We start from the raw sequence: 22,441 nt of genomic DNA, 5'->3' as shown, positions 1-22,441 counted from the left end.
TGTTCATAATCAGAACGTCTATAAACCTACCTATATTTTTTCTCTATCTTCTACTACATATTGTGTAGCTGATCCTGGATTTCCCCTTCGAAATTCAGTTCTTTTACTACAGATTTGTTCATTTATTCTGACTCATTCTTCATTTAATAAAACTATATTATATACATAATACAGGATTTCCCATCAAAACAATTTACATGTTACCTCTCTTCTAGTAACAATGTTTTCATATTTTCTAGTTGTTCTTTTGTAAAGCCAAGTCCTTTTTCAGCATAGATTTCAATACTGCCAAATTTATGGGTAATTTCATCAATTGCTGCCTGTAAATACTCTGCACGAGCTTCAAACATAGCCCCTAATATCTCTTTACTTTCCTCATTTTGTAACTTTGCACCTAAAAAGGCCATCATTTTTTGATTTAACTTTTCACGGAATCCGTTACTTAATAAATAATCTTGCATCACCGTTTCTTCCGGGACACCAAGAAGAAGTAATAATAAAGCAGAACCGAACCCTGTTCGATCTTTACCAGCTGTACAATGATTAACTAGCGGTAAATTTCCCGGATCTTGAGCTAGCTGTAGAAAGCGTACAAATGCTTCATTACCCTCTACAAAGCCTTTGTTCATTTTCACTAAATATTCACCTGGTTTTCCAAGCATTGATAAATCTCCGACTTGGAAAAACTCATTAATATTTAGATCTTTTGCTATATCTTGCATGACTGGTAAACAAACTTGACGAACACCAGTGATACTTGGGTTTGGTTTATGCTTTACTTCAAAATCTGTTCGGTAATCACATACTAGTTTTAAACCAGACTGTTGTAAATAAGCAATATCCCATTCTGTTAATCCTGCTAATTCCTCTGAACGATATAAATTGCCCCACTTTACTTTGCGGCCATCACTTGTCTCATAACCACCTAAATCACGGAAATTAAATGCTCCTTGTAGTGATAACCTACGTTCAGCTACAGTAACTACTTGTCCATTATTTGCTACTAATCGAAAATAAGGACGTGCTTTAGGGCTTGGATCTTCTATCGTACAAGAAGATGCTTTTGATACTCTTAATAAAAATTGTCCATTTTCCACAATCTTTTCTGATGAAGTACTCCAATAAATAGCAACTTCCTCTACTTCATCTTCCCATAATATATGTAACTTATTATCTAGATTTCGTTCTACACTTGCTTGTAACCAGCTTTTATGTTGTTTCATCATTTCACCAATACTTTCTCTATATAATCCGTTAAATCAAGCAATACTCTATTTTATTGTATTACAAATATACTAGTTCTGTCGTGACTATATTTATGACACTCCCTTGTCTTTCTTAGAAATTAAGAAAAGATTTCTTGTACTTTTAAGAATGTTGTAGTTGGAATACCACGAAATACATAGGCAATCTGCTCGTCACCTAAATCTTGATATACAACTGTGCCACGCTGAGGATGTGTATAAAATTCTAGTCCATTTATCATTTGCATTGAACTGTAATTTTTAATCCATGAAGATGCCGGATAGTAATTACGCTTCACATGGCGACACGCCCAAAGTGCATATAGTTGTTCTTTTACATCCCAGTACACATATTGCATTTCATTATTTCCTAAACCAATAGATTCGATTCGCCAAGAATTGGAGACTGTAATTGGTAAAGCGTTATATTGTATTTCATTTGGTGAAAACCATTTACTACATCTGCTTATTTCACCACCATTTGGTACTCTTGCTTGAAAACTTAATTGATGAAACGGTTTATTGATTTGTTTTTTTGCCTTCTCTAAATCTAATGGTTGCAAACCTTCCAAGAACTTTTCCATTTCTTGTTGTTGCACAAACCCTTCATCGATCGAAATTTCAATCTGCGTTTTCCATTTAGATATGGCATAACTAACTTTACCTTTATAATTCAGCCCCCTCCAATATACAAGACCATTATACTGAAAGCATTCACCTTGTGCTTGATACATACAACTATCAGGAAATGTTGGCTCCATAATATCTAGAAAAAACTCTTTTACTCGAAATACTCCTGTTCGTGTAAAAACTTGAAACCAAAGTGTTTCCCATTTCTCTCCTTCTTGACGTTCCGATACATTTTCAATATGCCAACCATCAAACAATACAACTGGGTATAGTGCAATCATATGTTTAAGCTTTTGTTTTAACATAATAAGCTCCCTCCTTGTTGACTACTTCGGGAGAGGTTATTATTTATCCTTGCATGAGCAGGATTGTCCTCGAATATATAGAATACTAGGAAACAATTCATTACTAAAGCACAGAGGAGGAGGAGCTTTGGATATCATTGCATTGCAACAACAATTGGAGCTCATCCAGCAAAATGACTATACACAGATGCAGAACATCGATCTTAACGAGTTAAGTTCCCATATGATTCAAAACATTGGCACGACTGATAGCTATGTACGTGATCAATTAATATATAAATGTTTTTCACACTTTATTCAAAATGAATTCCTACCCCATGATCAATTGGAGACTTTATTAACAACCTGTCTAAGTAATAATTACTTATATCGAGAAATTGCCTCTCCAAATACGGATGGAGTTTTCACTCGTTCTTATACCACTTTATTAATAGGTTTAATTATACAGTTCGATAATTCTCATTCATTTTTATTACAAGAAACAGTACAAAAAGTAAAAGAAAAGCTTATTACATATATGAATCTTGAAATAGATTACCGTGGATATGTACAAGATAAAGGCTGGGCTCATAGCATTGCCCATGCATCTGATGTTTTTAACGAACTCGTACACAATCCACATATTACCTGTTCCTGCTATGAAGAGATTGCTCATTGCATATTAAATAAAATTTTCATTTACTCTACCGTATATCATAATAACGAAGATGAAAGAATTGTAACCACCCTCCTATCTATGCTTTATTATGATTTCTCAAGAGATCAACTTTTTTCGATTATTTATAAAAAAATAAAACGTTTACCACAGCTCAAAAAAAGACTCTCTTGTCATGAATACTGTAAATTATGTGCAAATTTAAAAACTTTTTTACGAACCTTATTTTTCAGAACAAAAATAGACCCAAACCTTTCTTCTGTAGCAAATCGAGCAGAAAAAATGTTACAAGAATTACATAAGTATTGCTAATTCTAAAGGAGAAAAGAAAATGAGATATATCAAAGACATGCGGAAGCTCGTAGGTAATCACCCGCTTATACTAATTGGTTCACACGTTATTATTGTAAATGAGATATCACTTCAACTCCGCACTGATTTTAATATGTGGGGCATTATTGGTGGTGCTCTTGAATATGGAGAAACATTAGAAGAAGCTGCAAAACGAGAAGTATAGGTTTGCAGAAAAGGATTCTACAACTTTGGAGGAATTATCATGGTAAAATATATTTCGAAAAACCAGATTTCAAAAAATCCCCTTGCCTACATTATGCTTATGAATCTGGAAAAACTGGTGGTACAACACCTGCAGTCTTAAATGCAGCTAATGAAATTGCAAATGTACTATATTTTAAAAATGAAATTTCATTTTTTGATATTGAAAAAACAATTTATTCTACACTTGAGGCACATCACAGCATCACGAATCCCTCTTTAGAAACAGTATTAGAAGCGGATCGTTGGGCACGCGAATATGCAAATCAATTATTAGTTAAAAAATGAAAAAGAGCTAAAACAGACACATTCTCTGTTTTAGCTCTTTTCTTTACGTGTTTAATTTAATAAATCGATACCCATGTGTAACAAGCACTTTTAATATCGCATATCCCGGAATCGCTAAGATGACTCCCATAATTCCAAATAGATTACCCGCTGTTAAAATAATAAAAATAATCGTAATTGGGTGAATATCTAATTTTTTCCCCATGACTTGCGGTGAAATAAACTTTCCTTCTGCCAATTGTACAATCATCATCACAATAATGACTTTTAGAATCATTGCTGGTGAATCAATAAAGGCAATGATTAAAGCAGGTAGAATGGCAATAATCGGTCCTACATATGGTACAACGTTTACAATCATCGCTAAAACTGCAAGTAACACGGCGTATTTAATCCCAATAATTAAATAACCAATTAATAACATAATACCAATAAATAGGCTAACAATAATTTGCCCTCTAATATATGAGCTAATGGCGTAATGCATATCATCTAATATAAGCTTAGCTGAAGATCGTCTTTGTTCCGGAATAAATCTCAAAAAGTATCTTGGTAATTGTTCACCGTCTTTTAAGAGATAGAACAATATAAAAGGAACCATTACAAATGTAAGAACTACTTCTGTAAGTGTACTTAAGAACCCAGTTACATTCCCTGTCACTGATGATAGTGAATTTGTAAAATTTATTGTAGAATCTTTTACAATACTACCTACATCAATATTTAAGCTATCTTGAATCTTTCCAATTATATTACTTTCTCCAAATCTACGTGCTGCCCTTTCAACTTCATGACCGAAATATGGCAAGTTATCTATTAATGCATTTACTTGATCTTTAATAATCGGAATAACTGTTACAACAAGAAAAACAAACAACCCGATTACAAGTATGTATATAGAAGCAATGGAAATGATTCTAGAAACACCTTTTCTTTCTAAAAGCGAAACAAATGGATGTAAAATATAAAATAGTACACCAGCTAACAACACTGGAAAAAAGATTGTTTTTAAAAAGACAATGAACGGTGTAAATACAAACGAAATTTTTGTTAGTAATAATATATTCACAAATAGTAAGGCAAATCCAAGTAGCACCGCTAAATAATTTTGCTCTTTAAAAAACTTTTTCAGTTTATCTCTCTTTCGTAAATTTATTTTCTCCAAATATACCACCTCTCTAAGTATGAAAAGCCCTTAAAAAGGGCTTTATGAGACAATCAGTAATATATTTCTATTTACATGTAGCTTTTACTACAAATGATACAATTAAAGCCGATACAATTGCACCTAATAAACCAACAATAATATTACCAAACATGCCATGAAGAAATCCCTTCCCTTATCTGCTATAATACCTATAATAGCCCCAACGAAAAATGTGATAATCCATCCCATTTTCCGTTCTCTTTTTCTATTAGGATGTTAATTTATAATTAAATACAAAAGTTATAAACCACCTTATTTAATTACTAGCGCTTTGTAATTCCCATTGAATTATAACTATTCACAAAAGGAGATTTACTACAATAACACGAAATTATGTACATACATTGTATCCAAAAAAACTAAATTCTGTCAAACAACATGGAGATTATAAGTATATTAAAATATCTTTTTTCATTCTAAATTAGGATTTTAGCACGATTCGATGTGAATTGTATCTTATTTCAAGACAAAAACCAACCTACGCTCCCTCTTTCAGAAAGGAGATCGACAAATGATTTTTAAAATGAATCCTGCTTCTATTGAAGTTGCATCCGCTATTTTAGCAATCCAAATTCCTGCTTATCAGGTGGAGGCAAAATACATTAACAGTGTAGCAATCCCACGTTTATATGATACTGTGAAAGACATTCAAAATTGTAATGAGACATTTTATGGATACATCCTTGAAAATAAACTAATAGGTTTTATTTCTTTTGTAAATGAAGGAGCAATTATTGATATCCATCGCCTAGTTGTATCACCCGACTATTTCCATAGAAGAATTGCAACAAAGTTACTCCTTCATTTATTTAGCGCATCCCCTGATACAAGTAAATATATTGTACAAACAGGGAAAGCAAACATCCCTGCCCTTTCTCTATATAAAAAACACGGCTTTGTTGAAGTAAACGACATTGTAGTACCCGACGGAATCGTCCTTACTCAATTAGAAAAAGACAGAAAAAAATAAATAGTTTGACTTGTGTGTTTTATTATGTTATTTTTTACTTTATAAAACCTTTTGCTGAATCCAAATTTTGGAACGGGGGAACCATTTATGTAGCTTATGCTACTTGGGGCGAATCTTTTTTAAGTAGGGGAACTCTCACTTCCCGAGTCCGACAGCTAACCTCGTAAGCGTAATGGGAGAGGGAAGGTGCTTTTTACCTATGTTACACTGTATCCCTCCTTAACTATAAAGTGTATGGAATCGTTATCACAAAAAACTATATTTATAGTAAAGGAGACTTGTACAATGTTACGTTTATCAGATCATGAAATAAAAATGATGGAGCAACGCCTCCGATTGGAGCAACAGCGTACGTATCAAGCAAACAAAATTGTAGATAGTTTACATCACAAATATTTTTTTCAACATATTTTTCAGCCGAAAAGATAAATTAACATGTTAAAATTGCTAATAGGTAAAGATAGAAACGTTATAAATTAAAAAACTATGCTGCACTTTACTAAGTTAGACCTTTCATGCTTTTTCTTTCTTTAAGTGAAAAAACATTATTCGATTTATTCAGAAAAACAAAACTTCATTACCATGTGTAATGAAGTTTTGTTTGCTACTGAATCACTTAGAACATACGTCCTTTTAGTTCTCATATAATCTCTCTTTCTTACTAAGCCTCCTTATTATGATTATATAGGCACAAAACAAAGCACACTTTCCAAACAAGCAACTGCAAAGTTTGTAAAATAAGATACTATGCTGCAGTTACTAAATTTCTTTTCTGCTTTCTCCTATTCTTTTTCTTGTACCACCACATATATATTCCAGTAAACATTAAAATAGATGGAGTAAGTCCACCGATTACATATAAGACTTTTGTAAATAGTCCACCAAATGTCCCTGTATGTAACGGAAGATGCCAAGTTTGATAGGTAAGTCCACGATCTACATTGGGATCCATCTTTGCGATTACTTTTCCACTATACTGGTCCATCCACACCTGGATCATACGAGCGGCTCATACGAATTTCGATAGCCCCTTCTGCCTTTCCTTGTTTCACCTTCTCTGGAATTCTCACTTGCATAATTGTTCCTTCTGGCACTTCTTTTTCAGCTGTATGTAACAATCGATCAAGAAGAATCTTTCCTCCTGAAAGAGGTTTAGAAATTAGCTTTTCTTTCGCTGGCATCACAGTAGCCTTTGCACCAAACCATCCAAAAATAGTTTTATCATACACAAAAAGACCTCCCGTTAACGAAACGATAAGTAAAAATGGAACAGAAACTGCACCAATAACTCTATGTAGATCAAATTGCTTTACATATTGATTCTTGCTTTGACGAATATTGAACTCCCCCCCACCTACCTCTACACGAGCCCGAGGTGGAGGATTCTCCTGTTTCGGCCCTAGCAAAAACAGTTCCTCTCATTCAACAAAGAGGATACAACGATATAGAAGTTCCGTAGTGTCCCTAAGACGACCCATTCGATCTTCCGAGGAAAACAAAAGAGGTACAGCTACTTTTTTCTTATATCGAGAGTAGAACACCTTGTCATGCATCCAGTTCCTAGACTTGTTATCTGCTCTGGTAATAAGCGTAGGAGACTGGGACAAAGCGTCCTTTTTTATCATGCAAGTAGCTTTGCTAGTTTTTTCTTTTCACTTTTAAACAAGTGTAACCTTTCGATTTGTAAGGCTTCTTTCGGCTGATCTACATCGTATAGCTGATAGAAATGATGCGTGCGAATATCCAATCGATTATTCAGTTGATGCCAATGACTCCAGTGATGTGCATCTTTCTTTGGAATATAAGGCTGCAGAACCCGCGGCACTTTTTCTTTGTATCCTAATCCCCGGCGCCCAATCGTAAAAGCAGCAGATTGATGAATAGAGATACCGAATTTTCGCATATATTTCATCTTTCCTGCAATCGAAGTGTAAGCGGGATTGACTTGAAAGACAGCCACGCCCCTTTTATCCGCGCGGCCTAGAATTGCACTTGTCATCTTTTTATAAGCGAACATACTCTTCATTCGATTCGCTCACTTATTTCCATAACGATCCCCTGTTTTCGATTGGGTTGTATCTAACTTCTCGATGACAATTGGCTTGTTATACCGCTCCGCTAAGTCTACTAAGCGAACGGCCTCCGCTTCGATTATCTTTGTGATTTGTCCGGTGGATTTACCTAGAATTGAAAAACGGGGGGCACCACTTCCTTTGTAATTCCCGTCCTTCGTTACATTCGCCCAAGCAAAATGTTCGAGATTGCAATCCACACCAATTGCGCCATCTGATGTACTATAATTCGTATGAGAATTTTCTGGCACATCGACTAAACATTTCACAATGTAATACTCCCCATGATCTTCCACAGACCACGCAATCGGTTTGCCATGTTTTTTCTTATTCTTACACTGTAATTGGGTTGTGATTACTTCTTTTATGATTTCTTGTCCATACGGGAATGTAACAGCTGGGAACTTAATTGTTTTTCCGGAACTTGTCGTCATCCATAATTCCTGTGTCTCAGGCACATACTGAAACCCAAAATTTCCATATTTGGCATCTTTACGGCCAGATAGAATGAGTTGTTTATTTCGAGCACGAGAAAATAATATTTTCCATTTGTCATGGTTACGTACAAACTCATCGATGGTAAATCGAAAGCGAAACAGTTTTTTGCTTCCAAATACTGCGCTTGGAATATGCGTTTTATATGATGCAAGTTTCTGTGTTAAACGAAGTTGTCTGTGGGTTAAAAGGCCGATTTTCGCCTGGATTCTTTTGATTTGAGCATCTAAGTACTGGTGTTCAAACAGAGATTCATTCAGCCAAATTAAGGTGTCTTTTTTACGAGATAAGGAGATGAGGTTGTTGTGCTTCACGAAGCGGGTGTTTTTTAGAAACGTCAGCTTTCCTTTCACACAACTTTGTTTGATTTTGCGAAGATTTGCCAGTTTTGTCCGTTCTTGTTTCAACTTTTTCTTTAGTTTCTTAACCTTCTCCTGTGTTTGTTTCTCATATATTTTTTGTAACTCCATTAAACCTGTAAACAATGCCTTCGCTTCTTGCGTCGCACTGTTTGCATAGTAATCATTCAATTGATAATTCCGCTTGAGAACAAGATGAAGACTATCCGCATGCATCTTTCGGTTCCAACGTTTTTCCCGAACAATCGTTTGAAATGCAAAGCGTTTCGCCCGATTACATGTTTCGATTGTCTGTGTTAATGCCTCTACCATTTCATATGGTAAATCTGTCTTATAGATTCGTTTCGAAAAATACGCTTTCTTCACCTGTTCTCACCTCATTTTGTTTGATAAGATCATTATACAACAAAACAAACATACGTTCTTTCAAAAAAGACAAAACCGAGAAGACCTCCACCTTCACTTCGTTTAGAGGAGGGGGTCTTCTCGGTTAAAATGATAAATGAATCTCATCTTCAGAAGCAGTATACGGACCGTACTTTGGCAAAGAATCTACTAAAAAAAAGCAAGGTGCTACTACATCCCAACACCTTTTATTGAGCTCTAACATTTTTGTCTGCTCCATTTCTCATTCCCCCAGCTTTCTCAATCCTATTTATAAACGACATTTCTCCACTTCTCATTCCTCTCTAAAATTCACATCATATAACCTGAACGTCCGTTTCTCTTCGCCCGATAATTTTTCACTTTCGCAATCGTACCACACGCTCTCCCATCTTTACCTCCAGCATACATACCACACCAACGTTTACTCCCATTACGAGAATAATCATAAAAAACCCAGCGGCAATCTGGACATGCTTTTAACCGGCTCCATCTCTTTTGATCAATAGCAACCAAAATACTTTGTAAAATCATCGTATACAAATTTTCTTCTCCAATTGGTTCATATGCAACAGAATCCATATTCTCTGTCACACATACTCGAAACGGATACTTTCTAAACCATTCTTGTAGTGTCCCTTTCTCCTCAACCACGAAACGAATTCCATCTCTAAATTGCTTCAGCTCATCCAACGTACCAAAAGAGAGTTCCTCATCAAAATGGTTTCTCATAAATTGAAGTACATCATCTACTGTATTAAGCTCATCTACCTGCTTTCTTGTGTCATTTGGAATTCTCCATGTATTTAAAAAATCTCTTACAACTTCTAATTGTCCTGGTGCCTCTTGGCCGTGACTCAAATTCATTCACCATCTTTCTAAAATTTACTTTTTTCTGACTTTATGTATAATTATAATATAAAACAGTTAACCATTAAAATGTTTTAATGGTTACATCACAGGAGGGATTTTATGAAGAACTTTTCAATACCCATACGTTTTATACTCATTTCTTCCTTTTTCATGGCATTTGGATACTTTGCTGTGTATGCCTTTCTCGCTATTTATTTATCTAATTTTTTACACTTTTCTGCCATGCAAGTAGGAACAATTTTAACAATTATGACTATCACATCACGAGTTATCCCTTTATTTTCTGGTATCATTGCCGACAAAGTAGGCTATATGATTATGATGATATCTGGTTTACTATTAAGAGGCATTGGCTTTATTTGTTTAGGGATATTTTCAGAGTTTCATACTATTTCAATTTCTGCTTCACTAATTGGATTTGGAACTGCATTTTATGAACCCGCTGCACGCGCTGTATTTGGCTCACAACCTGCTCGTATCCGAAAAGATTTATTTACATACTTAAATCTTGCTTTTAACAGCGGAGCTATTATCGGCCCAATTGCTGGCAGCCTGTTACTCATATGGAATCCTTTGTATCCATTTATACTTACCGGATCACTCATGTTATTATTTGCTGTCCTTTTTTATCTTCTTAGAAATCACTTTCAAGTTTCTACAGAAAATGTACAGCTCTTATCTGGATTCAAAGTCGTCTTTGAAAACAAGCATTTCCTCTCATTCTCAGGCATCATGATTTTCTTTTACATTATGTTCACTCAACTTACTGTTGCTCTTCCTCTTCATATGACCAACATCAGTCATAATGAAAAATTAGGAGGAATTGTTATTACATTGAATGCTATTACAGGCGTTTTATTTATGATCGCCTTTAGGAAAATCTTTCACAAATACAATACACTATCGATTGTAAAATATGGCGTTCTATTAATGGGAATTTCTTTTTTACTAATCCCCTTATTTCAAGATCCGTATTGGCTATTTGTTTGTGTTATTTTATTTACAATCGGTGAAACGCTTGTATTGCCTAATGCTGACATTACAATTGCGAATTATAGTAATGAATCTTATACAGCTACATATTTTGGTTTTTATCAGCTCTCACTTGCTATTGGCTTTATAATTGGAAACTATACAGGAACATGGCTTACATCACAGATGCAAGGGACGTATACACCTTGGTTTATTTTGGGAACACTTGGTGTTACAGGTTTTATTTTGCTTCATATTTTAAAAAATATGGAGCAAAAACATGAAAAAGAGATGATTCATACAGGATTATAAACGTATATAATGCAATGAAAAGCACCGTCCAGTCTATTGAACGGTGCTTTTCATAAAATAATTATAATTTTTTTATCATTTTAAAATTAGTCAGTGTAACACCTTTACGCTCTACAGTTTGTGAACAAACAATTTTGTAGCCTCCATGTTCAAAAAATGGCTTAGCTGTAATACTTGCTTCTGTATCAATTTCTAAAAGATTTAATTTTTTCGCCTCAGATTCAAGCATATTTACTAAAGCTGTGGCTATACCTTGTCCTTGATAATCTTTATGAACATACAGTCTATCTAAGTGGCCAGTATGCGTTAGATCGCTAAATCCAACAATTTTATCATTAACTTTTGTAACAAATGTTATATTTCGATCTAATGATTCTTTCCAAGATTTCATTTTAGATTCTTTTTCATCTCTTGGCGCCCAAGCATCCAATTCTAATTGAGAATAATCTTTCAAATTTACTGAATGAACCGTTTCATAAAACAAAGAAATAATCTCTTCAGTATCAGCTTCCTTAAACTTTATAATCTTCACTTTTTGTTATGTCTCCTCTTATTATAATAAGCATATTCTCATATATTTAAAATTTCACCACCAATTTCTTCTTCCACACAACTGCTCTATCGTTCAATAAGAACAAACGAAATGTAGATCATTCCGGTTCATCTTTTTATAAACGGTTAAACTGTATTTCAAACCCACAATAATATCCAGTATAAAAAACACCTTTTAGTAAAACTAAAAGGTGTTTTTTTGTGAAACCATTAATGAATATCATGTTTTTTGAAATTACCGCCCTTTACTTCTGCTACGTCATATACAGTAATAAAGGCATTTTCATCAATTTCATGAATGAGTTCTTTCATTTTACTTTCTTCTAAACGGTTAATGACACAAGTGATTTCTTTAAATTGTTCCTTTGAATAACCGCCGTAAACTTCATTATACGTTGCACTTCGACCTAAGCGATCTCGAATTGTTTCTACCATTAATTCAGGTTCTTTTGTGATAATTTTAAAGGTTTTAGAACCACTTAAACCTACTTCAACGATGTGAATTACTTTAGAAGCAATAAAGTAAGCAATTGCCGAAAGAATAGCTCCTTGAAGACCAAATACTGTTGAGACAAAAATAAAGACAAACATGTTTAAAAATAAGATGAGATCACTTGTCCCAAAAGGTAATTTTCGAGAAAGTAATACGGCTAACATATCAATTCCATCTAATGCGCCACCGTTACGCAATGCTAACCCCATACCAAAGCCGATGATAATTCCCCCAACAACGGTAATTAACAATGTATCCCCTTCAATAATAGTTGGTACTTGGTGCATAAGAACAGTACCGATTGCTAGTGAAGCAATACCGATAACCGAATAAACAGCAAAACTTTTACCAATTTGCTTATATCCTAACCAAACAAAAGGGATGTTAATGACTGCAATTAGAATTCCTAATGGTAATCCAAATAGTTCTGAGCTAACGATACTTAAGCCCGTCACACCACCATCTGATACGTTGTTTGGGATTAATACTGATTCTAGTCCATATGCTGTTATAAATGCCCCAATAATAATCATTAATGCTCGTAAAACGATTTTTAGTTTATGGGACTTGTTCTTTTTGATTGTACTCATATCATTTCCTCGCTTCAAACTTTTTTCTCTTCATTACTACACATTTTTAATCAGTTAGACTCATTCCTAATAACTATTCTAACACATTTCCATCAGAATATTTCTTGAAGTATTTTTCCTCTTTAAGTGATTTTTTTCACAATCTCTTCTAACATGTAAAAAAGATAACCAATTTTCTTTTAAGCTGTTATTCAACAAGGTGCCCGATTGTGGAATTACAGAACGGGCATATTGGTGAATGACTTTATTGTAAGAGTTAAATGCGAGATCGGCCGTTATCCGTCCCTGCTTGTTCAACAAACGGGCCAGTTTGTTGAGGATTTTAACAGGCTTTTTTAGAGTTATTATTTAAAAAAGGATTTTGAAGTCTTTTGGTGAAAATTAAATATTAAATCTATAAAAGATGGAGGTTGTTGTGATGTTGAAACTGTTTCAATATAACTGGCAAGTTCGTGATGATTGGTTTACATTGTGCGAAGACATACCGGATGAAGAACTATTAAAGAAACGGGTCGGTGGGTTCGGCAGTATCCTACATACCCTATTTCACATTGTAGATGTGGAATATATGTGGATCTTAGGTTTGCGAGGTGAACCAGTGCCTGAGGAGCCATTGTTTGAGGATTATGCTAGCTTACAAAAAGTGAAAAATCTTTCAGCTCAATACCATGAGAAAGTGAAACCATTTGTGACATCTTGGACAAATGAAATGGATTCTCGGAAACTTTCAGAAACTGATTTCAATGAAGAACCGATTAGCTCTAGAGACGCACCAATCAGGCGCCGAGTCATTGAATGTACACACGGAGAAATCATACGTCATGTCATTGTCCACGAAATCCACCATATTGGTCAGTTATCTATATGGGCACGTGAAATAGGAAAGGAGCCTGTTTCCGCAAATCTGAGAGGAAGAGGGCTATTCGATAATTAGACTGCCTTTGCCAATTTCACAAACGGGCGCGTTTATTTAGAAAAGCGTCTTTTCTTGTATATTAAGTCATTTGATAGAATATGGTACCATTAATATGCTACATCAAATATTTATAATGTTGATTCATGTGAGTGTAGTGTAAGGCTTAAAAAAGAACTGAAATACTTGTCAAAATATTACTTTTCTTGGTTTTCCTTAAAAATGAACGGTTCTTTTTTAAAGTGAAATCGCTCTTTTAAAAAGCTCCCTAAATTTCTCCCTATCTTCTGATGTAAATGGTTTTGGCCCCTTTGTACGCTTTCCACTTTTTCGAGCCATTGCACTCAAATAACGTGTTTGTAATAATTGGTCAATGTTTTCATTTGTATAGCTATACCCTTTATGGTGAAGAACCGTACACCCCTTTGCTAAACCTAGCGAAGCAAGACCATAATCTTGCGTAACGATTATGTCTCCTTTTTCTGCTAACTTCATAATCCGATAATCCGCAGCATCTGCTCCAGAATCAACATAAATCGTTTCCACTCCTGATGGTTGTTCCGCATTAGAAAAATGAGAAAAGCTAGTAACAAGGATAACAGGAATTTCAGCATTCGTACCTTCAGAGATAATAATATCTTTTACCGGACAAGCATCTGCATCAACATAAATTTTCATCTTTATCACTCCCATAAATAAGTTCGAGTTGATGATAATGGTAGATTTAGCTTTTGTCAAACGAAGATGCTTTACCTAAAATCATTAAAAAAACAGATATTCTATTAAAGGGCGCGATTGTGGAACAAGAATTACAAGGGTGATACATATTATACATGACTAATATGTATCACCCTTTATTTTTTATGACTTTTTTTGATTTAGGTCTTGATAATATTTGTTAAACAACTTTATTGTCAATCAACACAATTGTTATAGAATTAGTATTTCATATTTTATAATGTAAAACCTTTAACACTAACTTCTTCAGATAAAACACTAACTATTTATCAGATATTTGTTTTTTATTTGCTTACAAATTACTTATAGTCTCTTTTGTGTATTTCATTTTCTTTCTTCTTTATTTTTCCTAGTATAATCTCTTTACCATTTATTTTTTTATTGAACTGTTTAACTTCCTTAAATACCCTTGTTCCTACATCCAAAGAATTAACTGTAAACTAGTTCTTTTTGGCTTAGATCAAGCGTCTGCGCTGTTGAAGTATGAATCTCTTGGAAAAGCTCTGGGTTTTCCGCTAGTGACACGCCATAAGAAGGAATCATTTCTTTTATTTTCAGTTCCCACTCTTTCATATGTTGTGGGAAGCATTTTTCTAATACCTCAAGCATAACGTGAACAGCAGTAGAAGCACCCGGGGAAGCGCCGAGCAATGCAGCTATCGAGCCATCAGCGGCACTAACAACTTCCGTACCAAATTGAAGTGTTCCTTTACCACCGGCATCAGTATCTTTGATAACTTGCACACGTTGTCCCGCTACCACTATATCCCAATCCTCGCTTTTGGCGTTCGGAATAAACTCGCGTAATTCTTCCATGCGCTTTTCATTCGATAACATAACTTGCTGGATCAAGTATTTTGTCAATGACATCTCTTTTACGCCTGCCGCCATCATAGTGAGGACATTATTCGGTTTTACGGAACCTATCAAATCAAAATTCGAACCAGTTTTTAAGAACTTTGGTGAGAAGCCGGCAAACGGTCCAAACAGCAATGTTTTTTTGTTGTCAATATATCTTGTATCAAGATGCGGAACAGACATTGGCGGAGCACCAACCTTAGCCTTACCGTATACTTTTGCATGGTGCTGCGCTGCAACTTCCGGATTGTTACATACCATAAATAATCCGCTTACCGGGAACCCTCCAATATGTTTTGACTCAGGAATACCGGTTTTTTGTAGTAAAGGCAGACTTCCGCCCCCACCGCCGATAAAGACGAATTTTGCAGTATGGTATTCGATTTTACTACTATTCATATCATGCACTTTCACTTCCCATGATCCGTCGCTAGCACGTTTAATATTCTCGACACTATGTTTGTAGTTTATTTCGACATTTTTACTCTGCAAGTGGTCAAACAACATACGTGTTAAAGCACCAAAGTTGACATCCGTTCCAGAATCGATTTTCGTTGCCGCTATTGGCTCATTCGATGTACGCCCTTCCATAATAAGTGGCATCCACTCCTCCAGCTTTTCATGGTCATCAGAAAATTCCATTCCTTGAAACAGCGGACTGTTTGAAAGCGCTTCAAAACGCTTTTTCAAAAACGTTACATTTTCTTCCCCTTGCACCATACTCATATGAGGTATTGGCATGATAAAGTCTTGCGGATTACGAATCAGATTACTATTTACAAGATAAGACCAAAATTGTCTTGAAAGCTGAAACTGTTCATTAATTTTGATAGCTTTGCGAATATCTATAGATCCATCAGATTTTTCGGATGTATAGTTCAGTTCACAAAGTGCAGCGTGGCCCGTTCCCGCATTATTCCATTCGTTAGAACTTTCTTCTCCTGCGTTTGCGAGTTTCTCGAACACTTTGATTTCCCATTCAGGTACTAACTCTTTCAGTAATGATCCCAAAGTCGCGCTCATGATTCCGGCACCAATTAAGATAACGTCTGTTTTTTGCTGCATGTTGCTCATGATAATCTCTCCATCCCCTATATTAGCAAAAAAGAGTAGGTGCATCTGCTTAAAGGTCGCAAAAAGCAAAGCGTCGCCTAGACCCCTACCTAGGAACCTATCTCTCCTGCCTCAAATATAACCATCTCATACTCTATTATAATAATTAATAGACTAAAATATCTAGTATTATCTGATAATTATTAACGATTTAAGAGAGAATATAGATTTTTTACAAAAATAAATTCTACTTTTCTACATAAAAAGGAGAAGTCTACTCTTACAGAATAAAGAAAAACTATATAAGGTTACACATTATATATCCATTGGTACACCATTTATCTAAAGTGATGTACTTTTTTCTTTTATAAACCTCTTTATTCGCCTTCTTATGATTTCCTATTTCAGAACATATTCATTATAATAAGAGAGAAAAAGCTTTTTCCAATTCTTCCAAAACCTCTGTGTAATGTCGAATCCCAGGGTATTGTTGTGGAGAAAGTGCTTTTGACTCTATTGGAAAATCATGAATGAAATCCAGGTCCTTATACTCCTTTAAATGCAGTTGATTCAATGCAGTTAGAACGTCACTTTTGTTTTCACTCCACACTTGAAAGGTTTTAAAGCTTGTCACAAAAATTTCATTATAGGATGTACCATCTTCAGTCGCGATTCCAAATTGGAGAAATCCATCATTTGTAAGTTCAAATTTATATTCTTTGAAAAGATTCATGATTCGGTCAGATTCAGTAAAGCGACTAAGAACGGGCTCTTCCCCTTTCATTCCTACAATTCCATAAGCTATCCCTTCTTTAATCATTGTATTAACTAATGTTACAAACAAGTGCCAAATTCTATCAGCATCAATATTGATTTCGGTAAAATACTGAAACTTTTCACCTTCAATCTCTCTCATCTTGTATCCTTCCACAATGTTCGCTCTCGCCCGTTTTTGTTGTATAGTGTGGTAATCATCCCCCCCAATTCGATCTGGTATTCGATCTGGTATTTGTAAGCCTAACGGTAATTTATACACGCTTTTTCCTCCTCGTCTTCAATAAATATCATTATGTTGGAATAAAACAGTTTATAGATTCTCAACATATTCTCTTTTGGTAATGCAAATCCCTTCTCCAATTAACTGATCATATTCTTTCATACATCTTCGCATATGCGATTTTCAGCTGTTTCCGCAATTCCTTATCTTCTTATACGCACTGTAACGAAAAAATGATGTCTAGAACAAAATATCTCTTGAGTATTTAAAAATAAAAGATGACGATGCGAAACAAATATCAAATTTATTTAAAACTTTCTTTTTCAGCTATTATATCAACAAGTCACCCTTCCATACTACAAACCATTTATGTTGTAGTAGCAAATGAACTCTTTTGTGGCAAAAAAAAAAGAATAGATCACTCAGATTGCTTCTGCCTGCATCTATCCTTTTCTTTTTATACAATGTGTAACACTATTAAATCAAAAGAAATTAGCTAATTTTTTTATGAAGCATGATCTTTCTTCTTCATCAATGCTCGTTTTTTCATCGCTTTTGTTAAGTAGCCGCCTTTGAAAGAGCGAATCTCATAGGAAGACATAAACGCTTTCGGTGCAATTCGATTAATAATGTCCAAAAGCTCTTTCTCGCGGGAACGTTTCGCAACAATATCTAAACGGTAGCGTACGGAATTTATCCCTTCCCCTTCAAATACAGTTACACCAAATCCTGAATGTCTTAACTCATCAACTAACTCATTGCAACGATCTAGTAAACTAACTTGGTATGTAATATACCCAATTGCCAATTTATTTTCTATATAACCGCCTAATAAAAGTCCGGCACTAAAACCGATCACATAGGCTATAATATTCATCCAATTTGATAAATCTTGAAACACAATTCCTAAACTTACAATATAGATTGCCCCTTCTAGTAATCCCACACCAGCAGCGGATCTTGTTTGATTCTTTACAAGCAAAATCGTCCTGATCGTTAAAACTGGAACATAAATAATTTGAAGTACAAAAATAAGTAGCGCTTGTAACATTTGCATCCACCTCTTTCAAAAAGTCTTTTGTCATAATAACATACATAACCTTTAGAAAGCGATGGGTTTTCTAATTTTTTTTATTTTCCCATGAAAAAATAAGAAAATAAAAAAAGAACCGTTTTCGGTTCCCTTTTATCCCGCATTAACGGGCAGTAAGACCCCGATTGGTTCAACTAATAATCAGTGGGAGATAAAGAACCCCCCACTGATTAAAGTTTCACTTTATCTTCTTATTTTGAATCCTGTGTAACCCTTTTTCTTTTTTCCTCTTCTTCTCTTACTAACTGCATATTCGCATAAGCTAAATTCGCAATCATTAAAAAGTGACCACCTAAAATGCCCGTACCAAATGCCCACATTTCCATTTCATGTTCAATTTCATACATAATGATCGCACCTAGTATCGCAGCTGCAAAACGATTTAAAATTCCTAATCCAGGCGCACGTTGTTTTAATACAATACTTTTCCCAATCTTTTCAACTCGCCTGGCTAACAACCAAAGACAGTATGCACTTACAGCTAATCCGATCCCGAATCCAGTAACTTGCTTTGAAAAAGGCGTTATCGTCCATAGAAGTAGTAAACCACTAAAGATCATATATAATTGTAGTTTGTATACTCGTAACGCAACTTCAATCAAAATATCCGCTCCTTGTTTCAAGTTTTGCGATAGGTGAAAAAGAAAGCAGCAACCTATACAGTTGCTGCTTTCTCTTGTTGATGATCAATTTTTCGAATTTCAACGCGCTTAATTTGATATGCATCTTTTTCAAGAACTTTAAACTCATATCCCTCTGCTTCGACACATTGTCCTTCTTCAATTTCATGATTCTGCATCATAATCCATCCACCAATTGTATCCACATCTTCTTCCTCGATGTGTAGACCAAATAAATCTTTCACTTCTGAAATTAACACTTTTCCATCAACAATTTTATGATGTTCATTTACGTGTTGAATTGGTGGATGTTCATCTTCATCATATTCATCACGAATTTCGCCGACGATTTCTTCCAATATATCTTCAAGCGTTACAATTCCGGCTGTACCTCCGTACTCATCATATAATACAGCCATTGGAATTCGCTTTTTCTGCATTTGCAGAAGTAAATCATGAATTGGAGTTGTTTCCATCACTTCAATAATCGGACGCATATACGTACGAATAGATGATAAATCTTCTGTATCGCCTTTCATATATCGAATAAAGAAGTCTTTTACGTTGACCATACCGATAATATCATCTTTATCTTCTCCAAAGATTGGATAACGTGTGTATCGTTCGCTTTGAATAATTTTCATGTGTTCTTCTACTGAATCTTCGAGATAGAAACCGACGATTTCTGTCCGTGGTACCATAATCTCTTTCGCAATGCGATTATCAAATTCAAAGATATTATTTACATACTTATATTCTGCTTGATTAATTTCTCCACTTTCATAGCTCTCTGAAAGAATAAGACGTAACTCTTCTTCCGTATGTGCTACTTCATGTTCAGAAGCTGGTTTCAAACCGAATAAGCCAGTTACGACACGCGCTGAACTATTTAGTACCCAAATAAACGGATACATCACTTTGTAGAACATCATTAAAGGTCCAGCAAATAATAAAGTTACTCTTTCAGCCTTTTGAATTGCCATTGTTTTCGGAGCTAATTCCCCTACTACAACGTGCAAATACGTCATTGTCATAAATGCAAGGCCAAAAGTCAATACTTGTGAAATAGAAGGGTTTAAGTTCCATTTCTCAAATAATGGATGCAATAGCTTTTCTATTGTCGGTTCACCTAACCAACCAAGTCCCATTGCCGTTACTGTAATTCCTAACTGACAAGCAGATAAATATTCATCTAAATTTGTTGTTACCTTTTTTGCTGCTAACGCACCGCGTTTTCCTTCCGCAACAAGCTGATCTATACGACTTGAACGTACCTTAACAATCGCAAACTCTGCTGCTACGAAAAATCCAGTAAATGCGATTAAAATCGCAACCATGACTAAATTAAATATTTCCAATGAATCCCCTTAGTAAAAAAACTAAGGTGTTCACCTCCTGTATACTTATAATGTTTTCTTATTCTCTGTTTCTTTAGAAAACATAGCCCTATACAGAAATTAAAAGAGTTGGATCCAACTTCAACTATAAAAATAGTATCAGTGTTTGTATTAAAGCTGTCGTTTGACCCGATAAAGATTTCGATATTTTTTCACGTTGTGAATCTGTTAACCCATCTAACAGAGGTTTCAACTGTGTTAGCTCTGTTTCTAATCGATGGATATGGTTTGTCACTTCATTCACTTGTTTCGAAACGTGTTCATTGATACCGAGCAGCTTCTTCCTCTCCTCGATCCTCTCTTTAATCTCACAAAGCGGCATATGCATTTCCTTGCATTTCTCAATAAATTGTAATGTTTCAAATGCTGTTTCGTCGTAATAGCGATAATTAGATTGAGATCGCTCCGCTTTTAAGATACCTAGATTCGTATAATAATCAATCGTTCGTTTCGATACGTGAGCCAAGTGAGCCAACTGTCCGATTCGATACACCTTCCCAACGATTTTTCCCTCCCCATTTATGTTAAGAACATCATACAATACATAAACTATACAGTCAAACGTGACGGTTTATTATTCACAATATATGCAAAAAAGATCCGCTATATGTTGCAGATCTCCTTCTTCCTATATTTCTTTTTCTTTATTATGAGTAGCTTCTACACACTCTGCTAAACGTTCAAGCTGATCCATACATCCAACCTGTTAATTTATATAAAATACGATAGAATAGATTGCTAGGTGTATACTCAACAATTAATGTAAGAAGTGTGCCTTCCTCTTCTTACAATATGTATGTTGTAGTAGAATATCCTTGTTTCATCTCACCGCCAAGAGTAATGATATACGGTGCTTCATATTCTAAAAATTCCACTTCCGACTCAAATATTTTCTTACCCATTTTTTGAACGGAAATAAATGTATCTCCTACACGTGGATTTTCTTTCACTCGCTCTAACGGATAACGATTTTCGATTAAAAATGTATTCCATTCCTTCGTTTTTTCATCATCTTTTACATATTCAAACACGACATCAATTGCTGCTTGAATTAAAACTTCAATAGCAAAACTCATTCATTTTCTCCTTTTACATACCCTTATTTTTCTATATATTTTGCGACAAAATGATTATGCCATATTTTATCCAGTGAAATACAAGGGTTATTTTACTATTATTTCTCTTATTTAGAGTTTCATGAGTTTGAATTTATAATTTATAACACAAGGGCGAAAAGAATTGAGTTATATTTTTATCCATATTTCATCATATTAATTTTCAAAATACATCTTTTGCTTTAACCGTACATTTACTTTCGGAATCCAACCAACTTCTTCACATTCTATTTTCTTGCACCATAGCCAACCATTTAATTCCTTTAAACCAATGAGAATATCTCCTTTTTCTACATTTAATTCTTTCGCCGTATATGTTTCAAGCACAATACCAGAATCACTGTTTTCACATGTTATTATTTGCTTTGGAACCCATCCCGCCAGACCACTATGCTCAGCACGGCAATATACCCAATTGTTCCAGTTTTCTGGCCCTGAATATATATTACCAACTCGCACTTGATCTCCTTTTTCTAAACTAATTGGTTCTGGATAATTACTAGTGTGAGACTGAATCACAACACATTTCATTTTATCCCTCCAATAATCTGAAAATTAAGTTATACTTTTATTATAAAACTTATTTATGATAAACAAATACAAAATATTGAGAGGAGAAATTCTTATGTACTACAACAACCTATTTGAAAACGATCAACCTGTAATCCGTCTATAATCTAAGACGGGCATACGTATTTTTT

General features: G+C 34.7%; 21 protein-coding genes, 5 pseudogenes and 1 riboswitch. Of the genes and pseudogenes, 7 read left to right on the top strand and 19 right to left on the bottom strand.

Annotation, left to right across the window (positions count from 1 at the left end):
* Positions 1 to 200 precede the first annotated feature (200 nt).
* Together ORL93_RS00885 and ORL93_RS00880 are read right to left on the bottom strand one after the other, a co-directional pair.
* Entirely contained in the window at positions 201 to 1,223 is a 1,023-nt protein-coding gene (locus ORL93_RS00885) for a tyrosine-protein phosphatase (RefSeq protein WP_018766291.1), read from the bottom strand.
* A 122-nt stretch (positions 1,224 to 1,345) separates the two neighbouring features.
* Complete coding sequence (locus tag ORL93_RS00880) at positions 1,346 to 2,179, bottom strand: hypothetical protein (protein ID WP_006095295.1); 834 nt, start codon at positions 2,177 to 2,179, stop codon at positions 1,346 to 1,348.
* Positions 2,180 to 2,306: 127 nt separating this feature from the next.
* Here ORL93_RS00880 and ORL93_RS00875 point away from each other — a divergent pair, with 127 nt between their 5' ends.
* The 3 genes and pseudogenes from ORL93_RS00875 to ORL93_RS00865 all read left to right on the top strand — a co-directional run.
* Entirely contained in the window at positions 2,307 to 3,146 is an 840-nt protein-coding gene (locus ORL93_RS00875; RefSeq protein ID WP_018766290.1) for a DUF2785 domain-containing protein, read from the top strand.
* Positions 3,147 to 3,165: 19 nt separating this feature from the next.
* Positions 3,166 to 3,348 (top strand): annotated as a pseudogene (locus ORL93_RS00870) (NUDIX domain-containing protein); the annotation flags it as partial.
* A 44-nt stretch (positions 3,349 to 3,392) separates the two neighbouring features.
* A pseudogene (locus ORL93_RS00865) lies at positions 3,393 to 3,677 on the top strand (1-deoxy-D-xylulose 5-phosphate reductoisomerase); the annotation flags it as partial.
* Positions 3,678 to 3,720: 43 nt separating this feature from the next.
* Here ORL93_RS00865 and ORL93_RS00860 read toward each other — a convergent pair.
* On the bottom strand, positions 3,721 to 4,842 hold the full coding sequence (locus tag ORL93_RS00860; protein WP_018766287.1) for an AI-2E family transporter: 1,122 nt from the start codon (positions 4,840 to 4,842) through the stop codon (positions 3,721 to 3,723).
* A 553-nt stretch (positions 4,843 to 5,395) separates the two neighbouring features.
* Between ORL93_RS00860 and ORL93_RS00855 the strand changes: the two genes are divergently transcribed.
* Positions 5,396 to 5,854: a GNAT family N-acetyltransferase gene (locus ORL93_RS00855; protein WP_006095290.1), complete on the top strand. Its 459-nt coding sequence runs from the start codon at positions 5,396 to 5,398 to the stop codon at positions 5,852 to 5,854.
* Positions 5,855 to 5,896: 42 nt separating this feature from the next.
* Positions 5,897 to 6,040, top strand: a riboswitch (cyclic di-AMP (ydaO/yuaA leader).
* 99 nt (positions 6,041 to 6,139) lie between these two features.
* Positions 6,140 to 6,283, top strand: a complete 144-nt coding sequence (locus ORL93_RS00850) for a hypothetical protein (RefSeq protein ID WP_003198661.1) — start codon at positions 6,140 to 6,142, stop codon at positions 6,281 to 6,283.
* Positions 6,284 to 6,599: 316 nt separating this feature from the next.
* Here ORL93_RS00850 and ORL93_RS00845 read toward each other — a convergent pair whose 3' ends face one another.
* From ORL93_RS00845 to ORL93_RS00820, 5 genes and pseudogenes are all read right to left on the bottom strand, one after another.
* Positions 6,600 to 6,854 (bottom strand): PepSY domain-containing protein, encoded by a 255-nt coding sequence (locus ORL93_RS00845; RefSeq protein WP_231382332.1) that lies wholly within the window; start codon positions 6,852 to 6,854, stop codon positions 6,600 to 6,602.
* Entirely contained in the window at positions 6,826 to 7,260 is a 435-nt protein-coding gene (locus ORL93_RS00840; RefSeq protein ID WP_265958442.1) for a PepSY-associated TM helix domain-containing protein, read from the bottom strand. Before ORL93_RS00840 ends, ORL93_RS00845 begins: the two co-directional genes overlap by 29 nt.
* A 215-nt stretch (positions 7,261 to 7,475) precedes the next feature.
* A pseudogene (locus ORL93_RS00830) lies at positions 7,476 to 9,146 on the bottom strand (IS200/IS605 family accessory protein TnpB-related protein).
* Between the two features lie 133 nt (positions 9,147 to 9,279).
* A pseudogene (locus ORL93_RS00825) lies at positions 9,280 to 9,405 on the bottom strand (class I SAM-dependent methyltransferase); the annotation flags it as partial.
* 71 nt (positions 9,406 to 9,476) lie between these two features.
* Complete coding sequence (locus tag ORL93_RS00820) at positions 9,477 to 10,031, bottom strand: CGNR zinc finger domain-containing protein (protein WP_006095284.1); 555 nt, start codon at positions 10,029 to 10,031, stop codon at positions 9,477 to 9,479.
* A 105-nt stretch (positions 10,032 to 10,136) separates the two neighbouring features.
* Between ORL93_RS00820 and ORL93_RS00815 the strand changes: the two genes are divergently transcribed.
* Positions 10,137 to 11,321 (top strand): MDR family MFS transporter, encoded by a 1,185-nt coding sequence (locus ORL93_RS00815; RefSeq protein ID WP_018781778.1) that lies wholly within the window; start codon positions 10,137 to 10,139, stop codon positions 11,319 to 11,321.
* A 61-nt stretch (positions 11,322 to 11,382) separates the two neighbouring features.
* On the opposite strand, the gene ORL93_RS00810 is transcribed toward ORL93_RS00815, so the two are convergent.
* Complete coding sequence (locus ORL93_RS00810) at positions 11,383 to 11,853, bottom strand: GNAT family N-acetyltransferase (protein ID WP_003198671.1); 471 nt, start codon at positions 11,851 to 11,853, stop codon at positions 11,383 to 11,385.
* 230 nt (positions 11,854 to 12,083) lie between these two features.
* Positions 12,084 to 12,956 (bottom strand): YitT family protein, encoded by an 873-nt coding sequence (locus tag ORL93_RS00805; protein ID WP_026008611.1) that lies wholly within the window; start codon positions 12,954 to 12,956, stop codon positions 12,084 to 12,086.
* A gap of 418 nt (positions 12,957 to 13,374) precedes the next feature.
* Between ORL93_RS00805 and ORL93_RS00800 the strand changes: the two genes are divergently transcribed.
* Positions 13,375 to 13,890, top strand: a complete 516-nt coding sequence (locus ORL93_RS00800) for a DinB family protein (protein WP_000915549.1) — start codon at positions 13,375 to 13,377, stop codon at positions 13,888 to 13,890.
* 216 nt (positions 13,891 to 14,106) lie between these two features.
* On the opposite strand, the gene ORL93_RS00795 is transcribed toward ORL93_RS00800, so the two are convergent.
* The 9 genes and pseudogenes from ORL93_RS00795 to ORL93_RS00755 form a co-directional block, all read right to left on the bottom strand.
* Entirely contained in the window at positions 14,107 to 14,547 is a 441-nt protein-coding gene (locus ORL93_RS00795) for a YaiI/YqxD family protein (RefSeq protein ID WP_033796284.1), read from the bottom strand.
* 489 nt (positions 14,548 to 15,036) lie between these two features.
* Positions 15,037 to 16,584, bottom strand: coding sequence for a malate:quinone oxidoreductase (locus tag ORL93_RS00790; protein WP_003198678.1), 1,548 nt, complete (start codon positions 16,582 to 16,584; stop codon positions 15,037 to 15,039).
* A 352-nt stretch (positions 16,585 to 16,936) separates the two neighbouring features.
* Positions 16,937 to 17,554: a hypothetical protein gene (locus tag ORL93_RS00785; protein ID WP_018781781.1), complete on the bottom strand. Its 618-nt coding sequence runs from the start codon at positions 17,552 to 17,554 to the stop codon at positions 16,937 to 16,939.
* Positions 17,555 to 18,020: 466 nt separating this feature from the next.
* On the bottom strand, positions 18,021 to 18,566 hold the full coding sequence (locus tag ORL93_RS00780) for a DUF2179 domain-containing protein (protein ID WP_018766277.1): 546 nt from the start codon (positions 18,564 to 18,566) through the stop codon (positions 18,021 to 18,023).
* Positions 18,567 to 18,799: 233 nt separating this feature from the next.
* Positions 18,800 to 19,210: an ATP synthase subunit I gene (locus ORL93_RS00775; RefSeq protein WP_016115482.1), complete on the bottom strand. Its 411-nt coding sequence runs from the start codon at positions 19,208 to 19,210 to the stop codon at positions 18,800 to 18,802.
* A 53-nt stretch (positions 19,211 to 19,263) separates the two neighbouring features.
* Complete coding sequence (locus tag ORL93_RS00770; RefSeq protein ID WP_018766275.1) at positions 19,264 to 20,586, bottom strand: hemolysin family protein; 1,323 nt, start codon at positions 20,584 to 20,586, stop codon at positions 19,264 to 19,266.
* A gap of 124 nt (positions 20,587 to 20,710) precedes the next feature.
* A complete protein-coding gene (locus ORL93_RS00765; RefSeq protein WP_018766274.1) occupies positions 20,711 to 21,118 on the bottom strand; it encodes a MerR family transcriptional regulator in 408 nt (135 codons plus the stop codon).
* A 135-nt stretch (positions 21,119 to 21,253) separates the two neighbouring features.
* Positions 21,254 to 21,701, bottom strand: a pseudogene (locus ORL93_RS00760) (SRPBCC family protein).
* 195 nt (positions 21,702 to 21,896) lie between these two features.
* Positions 21,897 to 22,271 carry an SH3 domain-containing protein gene (locus ORL93_RS00755; RefSeq protein ID WP_006095274.1) on the bottom strand — a complete coding sequence of 125 codons (375 nt, stop codon included), beginning with the start codon at positions 22,269 to 22,271 and terminating at the stop codon, positions 21,897 to 21,899.
* Positions 22,272 to 22,441 lie beyond the last annotated feature (170 nt).

The sequence above is a fragment of the Bacillus sp. DHT2 genome (assembly GCF_026241455.1).
In the GTDB taxonomy this organism is placed as follows: domain Bacteria; phylum Bacillota; class Bacilli; order Bacillales; family Bacillaceae_G; genus Bacillus_A; species Bacillus_A pseudomycoides.
Note: the sequence above shows the minus strand (reverse complement) of the source record. Positions and strands in the feature narration are given on the sequence as shown.